Genomic DNA, 13,092 nt, shown 5'->3' with positions numbered 1-13,092 from the left:
GGTCGCCGGTGCCGCCCATGATCAACGCCGCCTCATCAGCCAGCGCACGAACCGGGCCGACCACCAAAGCCAGCGCCCAGAAACCCGCAGCGACACTTGATGAGAAGACCGGAACCGCCCACCGTCGCCTACGGTCGCTCATGACATTCCCTTACTCGTTCATCGCGCCGGATTCGTCGAGCTTCCAGGTGCGGGGAAGCATCGGTTCACTCGGATCGCCACCAAACTTGTCACCGGCCAGGGTGGTCAACCCGGCAGCCTCGGCAACGGCCTGAGCGACCCCGGCGAAACCGAGCGTTCCCGCGCCCCGGTCTGATGGGATCGCGGACGCGTTCGGACCGGCCGGCGATCCACCTGGGCCGCTATCGCCTGCCAGGTCCATATATTCGTAGCCGTGATCGGGCATGTCCCGCCTGGCGCGCCGGCGCCGGCGTGCCCGCGTCGGTTCTCGTGTTGCTGCCGCGGCGGCTGGAGCAGCAGCGGTGAGATCAGGCTTGGGGGCGCGCTGCTTGGCGCGGGCCTGGGCGCTTGTTCGGGAACTCATCGGGGTCCAGCCGCCCGCCAGATAGGGAAACGGGCCCGGACCCGTGGACGGCGCCGGCGGGGCACCGGGTGCAGGGGGTGCTGCGGGTGCCGTGGCCACCGGAGTCGGAGCCGGGGCAACCGGGGCCGAGACGGTGGGCGCCGGGGCCGGGCCTGTGATGAGAACCGTCGGTGCGGTCTGGGCAGGCAGGATCGCTTCGGCGCCGGCAGACGCCAGGTCCGGACCGTGTAACCCGGCCAGACCGGACAGACCGGCGGCGCCGCCCGCCAGACCCGGCAACGCCGTCAAGGGGGCGGCCGCCGTGGGCGCCGCCAGCCCCGGAAAAGTGATATAAAACTGAGCAATCTGCAGCGGAATATGTTCGAACACCAAGACGGACGTGCTGATCATCGTCGCCACCGGCTGCAAAGCCGGATTACCCCCGGTGAAGCCCGCAATAGCCTCAATGATCGCCTGATCCTGGGCAATGTCGGTGGCCAGCAACGACGACATGGTGGTGCCGTGCGGCACGCCGAACAAAAACTGTTGGATCGTCTCGTTTCCGTGCACCCCGGGCGCTTCGCCGAAGAGGTAGTTGTAGACCTGCTGGAGGAAACCGGGCAGCGTTTGCGGCTGGTCGGGGGCGGTCGCGGGATCCGCCGATTTCAGGATCGGCGGGGCCGGTGTGGGGTGTGGTGCTGCGGCGAGGGCGGTGGTGGACACTTGGTGGTAGGTGCTCATGGCGGTGGCGGCCTGAATCCACATTCGCGCGTAGTCGGCTTCGTTGAGCGCGATCGGGATGGTGTTGATGCCGAAGAAGTTCGTGGCCAGCAACGCCGCGTGGTGTGCGTGGTTGGCGGCCAGCTCGGCCAGGGTGGGCATGGCGGCCAGCGCGGCGGTGTAGGCGCCGGCCGCGGTTTCCTGCCGGGCGGCGGTGGCGGCGGCGTCGGTGGCCGCCTGGGCCAGCCACGCCACGTATGCAGTGTTGGCGGCCGTATACGCCTCGGCGCTGTGGCCCTGCCATGCCTCAGCGTGCACCGAGCCCATCAGTGCTGTCAGCTCGCCGGCCGCGTCGGCGTATTCGGTGCTCAACCTTGTCCAGGCTGCTGCCGCCGCCAGTAATGGGCCCGGTCCGGCGCCACTACTTAACAGCGCCGAGTGGAACTCTGGCGGAAAAGCCGTCCAGATCGGCGCGGTCACCGCGCCCGGGGTCCGATCGGATGCCGCAGGGCAGCCGGCGGAGTAGTGCAGCAGATGGGAGACACCTGCATCGTCATCGCGACCTCATCCTTTCCTCTCGTTCTATCGACGCTGATGGGCGCTACCATCGCCGGACTGGGTAAGCCTAAACCGGCGTATCGGCTTGTCGCAGACGATTTGCAACAATGATGCGAAGACCTTGCAAGTGTCGGGTTAGCTTGAGCGTGGGTGCCCCGAGCTGCCGGACGTCACAAGCCCGCTGGCGATGGAGGAGGAGCGTGCGATCCCACACCACGCCTGATCCCGGGCAGTCGCGGTCGATCCTCGAATCAGCTCGGGCAACCCTTCTCGTGTGCGGTCTGCTCTCAGCGATCAGTTCGCTGGCCGGCATGGCGCCGCTGATCGCGGTCGTCGTGGTGAGCGAGCGGCTCCTGAGGGGCACGACCGATGTCTGGCCGATCATCCTCGTGGCAGTCGCCGCGCTGGCGGTCAAACAACTGGGCGTGTTCGCCGCCGGCTTCATGACACATCTGGCCGACATCCGGGTGTCGTTTCGGGTGCGCCGCCAACTGCTGGTCAAGCTGAGCAGAGTACCGCTCAGCTGGTTCGACGAGCGCTCGTCCGGCATCGTCAAGAAGGCCGTCGAAGACGACGTCGCAGCGCTGCACCGGCTTGTAGCGCACTCGATCGTGGACCTCAGCGCAGCCGCGGTGCCGCCGCTGGTCGCCGTGGTCTATCTGGTCACTCTGGACTGGCCGATAGCAGTGGTGGCCTTGCTTCCGGTGTTCGCCGGACTGGTCGCCTACCACCGTGTGATGGCGAGCGCCGGCACCAAATACCCCGAGTTCATGCGATGGTTGGCGCGCCTCAACGGCGCAGCGGTGGAATTCGTCAACGGCATCGGTGTGGTGAAGGCTTACGGCACACCCGGTCAAGCGAGTCAGCGTTTCCGAGATGTTTCCCGGTCTTTCGCGCGCTTCTTCTTCGACTGGGCCAAATCGACCAGTGCTGCCAGTGTCACCGCCGAGATACTCCTCTCGCCGCCCAGCATTCTTCTGTTCGTCGCCACAGCAGGAGGAATCCTCACCGCCGACGGTGATCTTCCGGTCGAGAAGTTCATCGCGTTTCTGGTGTTCGGCACCGTCATCACCTCGGGATGGATGACGCTGCTGATGTCGGTGCACCCATTGGTCACCTCGCTGAAGGTGTACCGCGACATCGGCGAATTGCTTTCCACTCCCGAGCTTTCCATTCCGGACGAACCGGTCGAACCGGATCCGACGACCGACGGTCCGGTGGTGCGGATCAGTGGCGTGCAGGTCAGCTACGGGGACACGGTGGCCCTCACCGGAGTCGACCTGTGCCTCGAGCGCGGGACCATTACCGCGCTGATTGGCCCGTCTGGTTCGGGGAAGTCCACTTTGGCCAAGCTGCTTCCCCGGTTCACCGATCCGGGTGCGGGCTCGGTCCAACTGTACGGCGCTGATCTGCGCTGCATCGACCCCGCAGAGTTGTATCGCCACGTCGCGTTCGTCTTTCAAGACTCGCAGTTGGTCTCGGCGATGAGCATCCGCGACAACATCCGTCTGAGCCGGCCGGATGCCGACGATGCGGCAGTGCGTGACGCGGCCGCCAAAGCCCAAATTCTCTCCAGAATCGAAAAGTTGCCGCGCGGCCTCGATTCGACTGTCGGCCAGGACGCGGCGCTTTCGGCCGGTGAGCGCCAGCGCGTGTGTATTGCCCGGGCGATTCTCGCCGATCGTCCGATCCTGGTTCTCGACGAGGCCACCGCCAGCACCGATCCGGAGAACGAGGCCCGCATCCAAGAAGCGCTCAGCGAGGCCGCGCACGGCCGGACCGTGTTGGTCATTGCGCACCGACTCAGCACGATCCGGGGCGCCGACGCCATCGTCGTGCTGGACGGCGGACGGATCGTCGAACGCGGTCGGCACCACGACCTGCTGGCAAAGGACGGAGTCTATGCCCGGCTGTGGAAACAGGAAAGGGACGCCGAACGCGGCGTGGCCGAGCAGCTGGCGAGGAAACGATGAGCATTATCATCGGATACCTTTGGGATCTGCTCGACGGCCGCGGGCGCCGCCGGCTGAGGACCATGCTCGGCGTGCTGGCTGCGCAAGGCGTTGTCCAGGGCCTGGGATTCCTGTTAGTCGTCCCTTTTCTCGGCGCTGTCGTCCACCGACCCCCGCAGTGGGGGCATTTGTGGTTACTGATCGCGGCGATCGCCGTGACCGTCGGTGTGCATCACGGATTGTTAGCCTGGAGCACCTCACTGGGATACCAGGTTGCCACTGATGCGCTGACCAGCTTTCACGCCCGGATCGGCAATCATCTCGCCGTTTTGCCGCTCGGCTGGTTCGGGTCTGAGCGCACCGGACCGGTCGCACGTCTGGTCACCAAAGACACGGTCGACATCGCCGATTTCCCGGCACATTTGCTCCGCTACGTGATCGTCGGCATCACCACTCCGGCCACCCTGATAATCGGCAGTTATCTGACTGGTTGGCGCATCGGGGTGGCCTTGACTCTGGGTGCGCTGCTCTGCCTAATGGCGCTGCGGCTGTATATGGGCATCGTGCACCGCAACGATGCCCAGTACGAAACTGACAGCGGCGCTACCGCTTCCCGGATCGTCGAATACGCTCGTCTGCAACCGACGTTGCGGGCCTACGGGGTGCTCAACCGCCGTGCGTTGGGCTCTATCGAACAATCCCTTACCCGTCAACAACACTCACAGTCCCAGCTCACCATTCGCGGGGCATGGGGATTGGTCGTCTGCTTCGGCACCATGCAGCTGGTGATCATGGCAATCATCGTGTTCGGCGTTGCCCTGACTTTGCGTGGGGAGCTGGCGGTGCCTGCGATGGTCGGTCTGCTGATCATCACGTTGCGCATGATCGACCCGATTTCTCAGCTGGGTGACCTGGCCGGGCACGTCCAAGTCACTGCGGACGCGATCGTGCGGGTGCGCCAATTGCTGGCGCTACCGCCCCTTCCGGAACCTGAGTCAGACCTGGAACCTGAACCTACCGGTGCCGACATCGAATTGCGCGGTGTTCGTTTCGGTTATAACGACGGTGCCGAGGTCATCAAAGGTGTCGATGCGGTCATCCCGCAGGGCAGCCTCACCGCGATCGTCGGCCCGTCGGGCTCGGGGAAAACCACGCTGCTGCGCTTGATCGCGCGTTTTTTCGATGTCGACGGCGGCAGTGTCGTGCTGGGCGGCCACGACGTGCGGGAGCTCGGAACCCGCAAGGTCGCACACCTGATCGCGCCGGTCTTCGACGACGCCTATCTTTTCGACGGGACCATCGCCGACAACCTACGGATGGCCGATCCCGCTGCCGGAGAAACCGAGCTGCGTCGTGTCGCGGCCGTCGCGCGTCTCGACGAGGTGATCGACCGGCTTCCCGACGGCTGGCAGACTCGTGTCGGCGAGGCCGGGTCGGCGCTGTCTGGTGGGGAACGGCAGCGCGTCGCCATTGCCCGCGCATTGCTCAAGAACGCGCCTGTGGTACTACTCGACGAAGCCACCGCCGCGCTCGATGCCGTCAACGAGGCCGCGGTAGCGGGCGCGATCGCCGAATTGGCTCGAGATCACACTATCGTTGTTGTCGCACACAGGATTTCGACCGTGATCGGTGCCGACCAAATCCTCGTTCTTGAAGACGGCCAGATCACCGCTCGCGGTTCCCACGACCAACTGGTCACCGCCAGCGGAACTTATGCCCGATTCTGGGAGGAACGCCTGCGTGCCCGCGGCTGGCAACTTCGGTCCCCAGCCTGACGACGCCCCGGGAATTTCACTGCGGCGCCGCAAGCTCACAGAGGTTGAACTTGTACGTGTTGACGATAGCCGGCGCCAGTCGCGCCAGCGCCGCCATGCCGTAGCGACGCGATCGCGGCCAGGTCGCCGCGAGGTGGGGCTGCGGGGTCGCCAGCGTTCGGGTGTCGAGCAGGCGCAGGCCCCAGCGCTCGATGTCACGGGGGTTGTCGCAGACCCATTGCAGCCGTGCGGTGAGCTGCGCCAGGGAGCGGTTGCGGTCCTGGTTGGCGACCATCCTTGTGCCGGCTGTGTCGAATGCGATCAACGAACCGGGAAACCGGTGGGACAGCTGGCCGAAAATACGGTGTACTGCGTCGGCGCTGAGATAGATCAACACGGCCTCGCTGATGAACAAGTACGGCCCGGGGGCGGCGGCCACGACGTCGTACCAGTCGGTGTCGAGAACCGAGCCGGCCAGCATCCGGCATCGCTGGCTGTCGCGGAAAAACCGTCGGCGCAGGGCAATAGCATCGGGAAGGTCAAGATCGAACCAGTGGATCCGGCCATTGTCGAGGCGATCGAAGCGAGTGTTGAGCCCGGTGCCCAGTTCGACGACGGTTCCGGCCGGGTGGTCGTCAACAAACCCACGCACCCAGGCGTCGAAGATCGAGGATCGAAACACCGAGCCGGACAACGACGAACCACCGAATCGGGTGAAATCGTAGTCGATGGCCGCGACGAGTTCCCGCGCTCGCCGATCACCGAGCACCGGGCGACGTGCGGCGGCGTCACAGGCCCGCGCATAGAGCGGAATCAGCAACGTCTCGCCGACTTCGCCGAGATTGGGGACGGTCCTGTCCATCAAGCCACACTGAGCCAGGAGTTACGGAACGAGCAGATTGCCGTTGAACACTTCCCCAACGATATTGGCCAGACCGTCCAGAGCGGCGATCGGACCCACCGGGTCCCCGGTGATCGTCACGGTGCCGCCGGCGTCGTCGTCGGGGGCGTGGAAGAGCAGCTCCATGCCCACAGAGTTGAGGATCGAGCCGCCGACTCCGTTCTCGACACCACCGACACCGTCGACCACGCTGCCGGGGCTGAACAGCCCGCCCAGGGCGAGGTTGAGCGTGGCGATCGACTCGCCGCCGTTGTCGCCGGCGCTGACGAACGACTCCAAGGCCGGCGCGAACGCGTCGAGATTGAGGGTGGCGCCGTTGAAGAACGCGTTGACCGTGTTGACCGGTGCGTCCGCCAGCGCGGTGAGGGCCGCCGACGGGTCCCCGGCGGTGATGTCGGCCACGGCGGTGTCGATGCTGTTGAGCAGCGCCACCTCGGGGCTGAGCACGGGGCCCAGAAAACCGATGATGACCCCGCTCAGCGGTGAGGAGCCGAAATTGTCCAGAGCGGCGAGCACGTCGCCTTCGGTACCGCCCGGCACGGAGAAGCCCTCGCCGAGCAGGCCGGAGTAGACCTGGGTGTGCACGGCCTCGATCGGGACCGGCGCCTCGGCGTGGAATAACCGCCCGCCCAGCGTCGCCTCTGAAACGCCCCCAAGGGTCTGGGCCGTGACGCTCGCGTCGATCACCGAGGGCGCGTTGAGCAGCGCGGCAGCTTCCAGCGCGGTCGCAAGGTTCCCGGGAATGGCTGCCGTGTCAGCGGAAAACAGCGTGCTCAGCGCGCTCTCGGCGGCGCTGAACACCTCGTGGGCGTTGGCGAGGGTGGTGCTGAAGTCCCGACCCGACAAGGTGATCGGGTCGACGGGGACCGAGGGTGCCGGTGCGGTGTAGGTGGGATAGGTGTAGTCCGTCAAGTACGTCGCGTAGCTGCCCAGCGTGCCGGCCACGGAGGGATCGTCGGCATACAAAACATTGTCGAGATTGGTCGCCTCGATGGTTTGCGCCGTAGTGGGTGCCGATGCCGTCGCGAGCAGATCGGCGAACGGCTGGTCGGCAGAGGGCGCGGCCGGATCGGTGGTGGGGATGCTTGATGGGTCAAGCACATACCCGGCGAACGTTTCGGCCAGCGTGGGGTCGGTGTCGGCGAACATGGCGTCCAGGTTGGCCACCCCGGGCGGGGTGACATCGGCGGAGACGAGCGCTGAGAAGTCCGTGAACGGATCCGGGGCGAGGGCGGACGAGGATATCGGAGTGCTCGCGTCGGTGGCGAGCGTGCCGGCCAGGTTGGAGTGGCCGCTGTCCAGTAACCCGGTGTAGAGGGCGTTGTCGAGATCTTCGGCCTCGATATAGTTCGCCGACGACGTCGAGGTGCCGGCGGGCAGCAGCTCGACGAACGGGTCGTCACCGGCAGGTGCGGTCTGCAGCCCGTTTGCCACCAGGCTCAACGTGCCGTCGATGTAGCCGTTCAGCACGGCGGCAAGGGGCTGGTCGGCGTGAATCAGGGTCAGATCCAGGCTGTATACCTGGGACTGGGTTTCGGGCGATCCGACGTTGATCGCGAAGTCGGAGAACGGGTCGTCGCCGACGAGCGGCACCGGTGAGGGTTGCGCGACGGGAACATAGAAGCCCGCCTCGGCGGCCATCGGGGCCCAGTAGTCCTGGTAGAGCAGGTTATCCAGTTCGGTGGCTTCGGTGAGCTGCGCGGCGGTGGCGTTCGCCGGCAGCAGCTCGGCGAACCCGTTGTCGGCCGAGGGCACGCCGGTGATGTCCAGGGCGCTGCTGGGAATCGTCGACGGGTTTTCCACATACGCGGCGAATGCGGCGGCCACGCCGGGGTTTTCGGCGAACATGTTCGCGTCCAAGACGGCGGCGTTCGCGGTCGGGTTGCCCACGCTTTCAGCGAAGAGAGTATAGGGCGAGTCGTTGATCGGAGCCACGACCGACGTCAGGATGCCGGCCTCGGTGTCCAGCGCGGTGATGGTGCCGGTTTGGCCCTGGGCGGCTAAACCCTGGTAGAGGATGACATCGAGCGCGTCCGCTTCGGCGATCTGCGCCGTGGTGGCATCGCCGGGAAGCAGAACGCCGAACGCATCATCGAGGCCGGGCGCGGGCAGGAGGTTGAACTCGGCGGCGGGCGGGCTGAACGTGAGGTCCGCCGCCGGGATGGTCGACGGGTGTGCCACATATGCCTGGAGTTCAGCGGCCAGGCCGGGATCGGCATCCGACAACGTCGAATCGAGGCTGGATGCGACAGCGGCCGCCTCGGAACTTCCGCCAACTGCGCTGGTGAAATCAGCGAACGGGTCGGCGTCGGCGTAGGCGAGGGCCACCGGCAGCGCGGCGCAGGCCGGCAGTGTAGCGGCCGCTGCGGCCAGGGTCTGGTTGAGACGACGACGGTTCATCGGGTGGACTCCATACCCTTTAGTGACCCTTTCGTGCGCTTTGCATGCCGTTTCGGGTCCGTCGGAGGAGAGGACTTGGCCGCGGCGACTTTGATGCGACTAATTTGCATCTGAGTGGACCCTGTTGTCAACCTCCGCCGATGCCGATACAGGCACACACAGACGTAATAAAAGTCAGGTGTTGGTAATCTACCCTCATGCCTGTGAGCAAAACCACTGGTCAGCGTGTTGGGGTGTGCTCGGCGGCGATTTATGCCCGGATTTCCTCGGATGCGGAGGGCACGGGGTTGGGGGTGGCGCGGCAGTTGGAGGATTGCCGCAAGCTGGCTGCTGAGCGGGGGTGGCCGGTCGGGGCCGAGTATGTGGATAACGATGTGTCGGCGTTTTCCGGTAAGCCACGCCGCGAATACGCGCGGATGTTGGCTGATCTGGCGTCCGGTGATCGGGATGCGGTGATCGTCTACAACTTGGATCGGTTGCATCAGCGTCCGGTGGAGTTGGAGGAGTTCGTCACGTTGTGCGAGTCGGTGGGGGTGCGTGATGTGGCGACGGTGACCGCCGACATCGACTTGGGTAACGATGACGGGCTGTTCATGGCGCGGATTTTCGCTGCGTTCGCCGCTAAGGAGTCGGGCCGTAAGTCGGCGCGGATTCGTCGCAAGATGTTGGCCAACGCGCAGGCGGGGTTGCCGCATGGGTCGGTGCGCCCGTTCGGGTATGAGGACGACAAGATCACGCTGCGCGAAGACGAGGCGGTGGTGGTGCGCGAGATGGTGGATCGTTATCTGGCCGGGCAGTCGATCCGCTCACTTACGTTGTGGCTCAACGACTCCGGCATCGCCCCGAGTGTGGCGAAGTCGTGGCAGACTTCGGCGGTGCGCCAAATCTTGTGCTCGGGCCGCATCGCCGGGTTACGGGAGCATCGGGGCGAGGTGATCGGGGCGGCGAAATGGCCCGCGATCATCACCCCGGCCGAGCGTGATCGGGTGCTGGCACGCATGGCAGCCCGGTCGGTGACCAAAACCCGCACCGCCCGCACCTACCTGCTGTCGGGGATGTTGCGCTGCGGGCGTTGCGGTAACCGGCTGTATTCCCAAGCACGGCACAGCAACCGCGATAATCGGACACGCCGGTATGTGTGTTTGAAGGGGCCGGATCATGGTGGGTGTGGCCGGTTGACGGTGGTCGCCGCCCCGGTGGAGGAACTGTTGACCGAGGCTGTGTTGGCCCGGCTGGATTCACCACAGCTGGCCGATGCGCTGGCGGGCAAAGCCACCGCCGATGCCGATGTCGCCGCGTTGGCCGCCCAGGTGGATGCCGATCAGGAGCGCCTCGATGAGCTGGCCGGACTCTACGCAGACGGCGCCATTACCGCGCGGGAGTGGATCACGGCGCGGGAACCGATCACCGAGCGCATTACTGCGGCCCGCCGTGATATCGCCGCTGCCACCGACACCACCGCGGTCTACGAGCTGGCCGGCACCGGCGGCGTGCTGCGCGCCGAGTGGGGCGGGCTGGATTTGGGTCGACAGCAAGCCATCGTCAAAGCCGTGTTGGATCACGCGGTCATCGCACCGGGCACACCGGGTGCGCGCAGCTTGGATATCGGCCGGGTGGCACCGGTGTGGCGGGTCTAAGGCAGACCGCGCCATATCCGATGACGGTTGACGACGGGTTAGGCTGCGGCCCAGTCATTGTCGGCGGCGATGAGGTCGGCGTACTCGACGCGGGCGATGAGCCGGTGTTCGCGGGCGCGCACCGCCGCCGACACGGCCAGCATGCGGTCGCCATCGCTGCCGTATCCGATGTGTTGTAGCCGCCACCCGATCACCCGGTTGTCGTCGGGAACATCAGGGCACGAGCGGGCCAGCTCAGCGGCGTGGGTGTGCTGCTGGTGCCAGGCTGCTCGGCGGGCGCGCAGCGCGGCCAGGGTGGTCGAGAACCGCCGCGATTTGGAGGTGACATGCCCCCGATACCCCAGGGTGTGCAACCAGCGCACCATCGGCCCGTAGCCGGGCAGACTCGCCAGGTGTCGCAGCGTCGATAAGATGGCGCGGATGTGCTCGCGCACGTCGAGGGCCTCGATCGCCAGCGGCGAGATGCGCTGCGGTGCCAGCCCGAACTCGGCCACCGACGTGCACACATACTTGGCCAGATACGCTGCTACCCGACGCGGCGAGCGACCAACACCAGCAGCGGTTTTGTCGGAATCGTCCAATCCTGCTGTAGCACGGGTTGTTTCGCCCATCTCACCGGCGGGGGTGATGGGTTGGGCGTCGGTTTGGGCGCCGAACCGCACCGTCACGCTGCTGGCGTTCGGCGCGGGCACCGCCACTGATACTTGCGCTGCCACCTGGTGCACCAACCCGGCCAGCCGGCCGGCGTCGATCCCGGCGTGTGCTGGAGGTGGGGTCGGCTGCCCGTCGTCTGCGGGTGGGCCGTCGAGCCGGATCACCGCGTGAAAGTTCGGCACCGCGCGGCGCTGAAACTCCACCACCTTCACAAACGACACCCGCACCCGATACGGGTCACCACCGGCGTCGCGGATCACGCTGCTGACGTGGCGGCGCAACGCGATGGTGAAGCGCCGCCACAACTCCGGCGCCCACCACGTAAACAACACATGCCCGCTGTAGTCATAGCAGTCGCCGCACAGCGGTTCACCCACCCGTGCATCAGCGGCGTCGTGGATCGCACCGCACCACAACGGGCGGCCATGACGGCAGCGGTGAAATCCGTTGCTGGGATGGCATTTACGGGCCTGCCCGGTCGCGCCGTCACCGATCGTGTGCACCGGGCCGAAACTCGGCGCGGTCAGGGTGACAAACACAGTTGGATGGCCGGCCACCGCCTCGGGTATCCCGTGGTGGCCGCCGGCGATCCCGGCATGAATCAACTGCCAGGTATCGGCGCCGTACAACTGCGAACACGACGGGCACACCGCCGCGCGCCGGTTCTTGCACCGCCCCAACACACGCAGCAGGCCGCCGTCGCGACCCACGCCGAGCAGATGCACCGGGCGGGCGCAAAACCCCGACCCGGCCACCCGCGACCACCACGCCTGGAAACCCGGCGACGATGCCCGCGCCACCGCCTGGGACACCACCGCGTCATCCCAGCTGCCCGCAGCGGCCATATCACCGCTGTCGATGCCCGTACCCATGGCGACAACATAGCCAGCCCCACCGACACATCGCGCCGCCCGACACCAGCGCCACAGGCCAAATTCAACGCGGTGGCGGCTCCCGGCGGGCTCCGCTTCGCTCCCTTCACTTCCGTCCGCTGGCGCTCCCGTCCGCGCCGGTCGCTGCGCACGCCCGCCATCCGCCGCCACCGACCCGATACGCCCTGCCGCACCCCGATCAGCCCCACCAGCCGCCGACCCAGACCGACACGTCAGCGAATCTGGACAACGACCACGGCCACCACGACCACCGCCACGATGACCACGACGCGCCGCCACACCCGCCGTGACCTGCGGTGAAGAGTTTCCATACTGCTATCAAGCAAACCGACTCCGTGCAACCCGGGGCACATCAAAGTCTCCGGAAAACCGGGGGAGGTTCACAATCGCAGCCCGATGTTCTCCAGCGGCCATGTCGCCCACGGCCGCTACAGTCCGATCCATGACCGACAATTTCGACGACACCGTGCGACGTTAGGATCAACGGATGAGCGAGCTGGTCGAGATCGACCTAACTGAGGACGAACGCCGGCTGATGTTTCACGGCCTCAACGAGTATTCCGGCTTGGCTAAGTACGGAAAGCCCTTGCTTGTACCGGTTTTCGGCGCGTCTACTGTCGATGAGTTCGACGCTCTGGTGCATCGACTGCGCGCTGCCATCGAAAATGAGGAACCGCTCAGCGACCTGGATTGGGCGCACGCCCTTCTCCTCACGGAGATCTGCTGGGGAAGCGATTTGCTCGGTGCCGGGCCGGAGTTCGATACCAACATCGATGACGAGAACGCGCTCCCGCTGCTGCGGTCGCTGCAATACAAGATCAGCAATTCCCACCGACGGCAGCTGGTTATCGACAACGCCCGATACCGGGTCGAGCGTCTCTGACGGAGGCCGTCCTGAAATCAAAGGTCGCCTAAACGACCAACGGAGGGCGAGATGCAGTGATCGATTACCGTACGCCGCGCCGCGAGCCCAGCCGCGAAGTCCAAGCCAGACCCGATCAGGCCGTTGCCCAGGTGATTTTAGTCGAACACAGCACCCCAGCCAACCTAGTGTCCCGCGCCGTTAATTCGTTTTATTAATCTTCCAATGGACTCCAGGA

At 65.9% G+C, this 13,092-nt stretch carries 8 protein-coding genes; 4 read left to right on the top strand and 4 right to left on the bottom strand.

Annotated elements, in window-relative coordinates; all coding sequences use genetic code 11:
• Nucleotides 1–151: 151 nt before the first annotated feature.
• The gene (locus F6Q13_RS15500; protein WP_293058261.1) at nucleotides 152–1,723 is read right to left on the bottom strand and encodes a PPE family protein; all 1,572 of its coding nucleotides are present in this window, start codon (nucleotides 1,721–1,723) and stop codon (nucleotides 152–154) included.
• A gap of 278 nt (nucleotides 1,724–2,001) precedes the next feature.
• Between F6Q13_RS15500 and F6Q13_RS15495 the strand changes: the two genes are divergently transcribed.
• Nucleotides 2,002–3,774 carry an ABC transporter ATP-binding protein gene (locus F6Q13_RS15495; RefSeq protein WP_293058258.1) on the top strand — a complete coding sequence of 591 codons (1,773 nt, stop codon included), beginning with the start codon at nucleotides 2,002–2,004 and terminating at the stop codon, nucleotides 3,772–3,774.
• Nucleotides 3,771–5,528 (top strand): ABC transporter ATP-binding protein, encoded by a 1,758-nt coding sequence (locus tag F6Q13_RS15490; RefSeq protein WP_293058255.1) that lies wholly within the window; start codon nucleotides 3,771–3,773, stop codon nucleotides 5,526–5,528. Before F6Q13_RS15495 ends, F6Q13_RS15490 begins: the two co-directional genes overlap by 4 nt.
• A gap of 16 nt (nucleotides 5,529–5,544) precedes the next feature.
• On the opposite strand, the gene F6Q13_RS15485 is transcribed toward F6Q13_RS15490, so the two are convergent.
• A complete protein-coding gene (locus F6Q13_RS15485) occupies nucleotides 5,545–6,369 on the bottom strand; it encodes a class I SAM-dependent methyltransferase (RefSeq protein ID WP_293058253.1) in 825 nt (274 codons plus the stop codon).
• A 21-nt stretch (nucleotides 6,370–6,390) separates the two neighbouring features.
• On the bottom strand, nucleotides 6,391–8,808 hold the full coding sequence (gene gjpA / locus F6Q13_RS15480; protein WP_293058251.1) for an outer membrane porin GjpA: 2,418 nt from the start codon (nucleotides 8,806–8,808) through the stop codon (nucleotides 6,391–6,393).
• Nucleotides 8,809–9,005: 197 nt separating this feature from the next.
• Here gjpA and F6Q13_RS15475 point away from each other — a divergent pair, with 197 nt between their 5' ends.
• Nucleotides 9,006–10,445 carry a recombinase family protein gene (locus tag F6Q13_RS15475; protein WP_293058249.1) on the top strand — a complete coding sequence of 480 codons (1,440 nt, stop codon included), beginning with the start codon at nucleotides 9,006–9,008 and terminating at the stop codon, nucleotides 10,443–10,445.
• 38 nt (nucleotides 10,446–10,483) lie between these two features.
• On the opposite strand, the gene F6Q13_RS15470 is transcribed toward F6Q13_RS15475, so the two are convergent.
• Nucleotides 10,484–11,971 carry a replication initiator gene (locus F6Q13_RS15470; RefSeq protein WP_293058246.1) on the bottom strand — a complete coding sequence of 496 codons (1,488 nt, stop codon included), beginning with the start codon at nucleotides 11,969–11,971 and terminating at the stop codon, nucleotides 10,484–10,486.
• Between the two features lie 508 nt (nucleotides 11,972–12,479).
• On the opposite strand from F6Q13_RS15470, the gene F6Q13_RS15465 reads away from it, so the two are divergent.
• Entirely contained in the window at nucleotides 12,480–12,875 is a 396-nt protein-coding gene (locus tag F6Q13_RS15465) for a hypothetical protein (RefSeq protein WP_293058244.1), read from the top strand.
• The last annotated feature ends 217 nt before the right edge of the window (nucleotides 12,876–13,092 follow it).

Origin of the sequence: Mycobacterium sp. (assembly GCF_008709575.1) — a bacterium.
GTDB lineage: Bacteria > Actinomycetota > Actinomycetes > Mycobacteriales > Mycobacteriaceae > Mycobacterium.
The sequence above is the reverse complement of the archived record's forward strand: the minus strand, read 5'-3'. Positions and strand labels throughout refer to the sequence as shown.

Coding starts and splice junctions, on each gene's coding strand:
- F6Q13_RS15490 (WP_293058255.1), top strand. CDS start 3,771: ATGAGCATTATCATCGGATACCTTTGGGATCTGCTCGACGGCCGCGGG.
- F6Q13_RS15485 (WP_293058253.1), bottom strand. CDS start 6,369: ATGGACAGGACCGTCCCCAATCTCGGCGAAGTCGGCGAGACGTTGCTG.
- gjpA (WP_293058251.1), bottom strand. CDS start 8,808: ATGAACCGTCGTCGTCTCAACCAGACCCTGGCCGCAGCGGCCGCTACA.
- F6Q13_RS15475 (WP_293058249.1), top strand. CDS start 9,006: ATGCCTGTGAGCAAAACCACTGGTCAGCGTGTTGGGGTGTGCTCGGCG.
- F6Q13_RS15470 (WP_293058246.1), bottom strand. CDS start 11,971: ATGGGTACGGGCATCGACAGCGGTGATATGGCCGCTGCGGGCAGCTGG.
- F6Q13_RS15465 (WP_293058244.1), top strand. CDS start 12,480: ATGAGCGAGCTGGTCGAGATCGACCTAACTGAGGACGAACGCCGGCTG.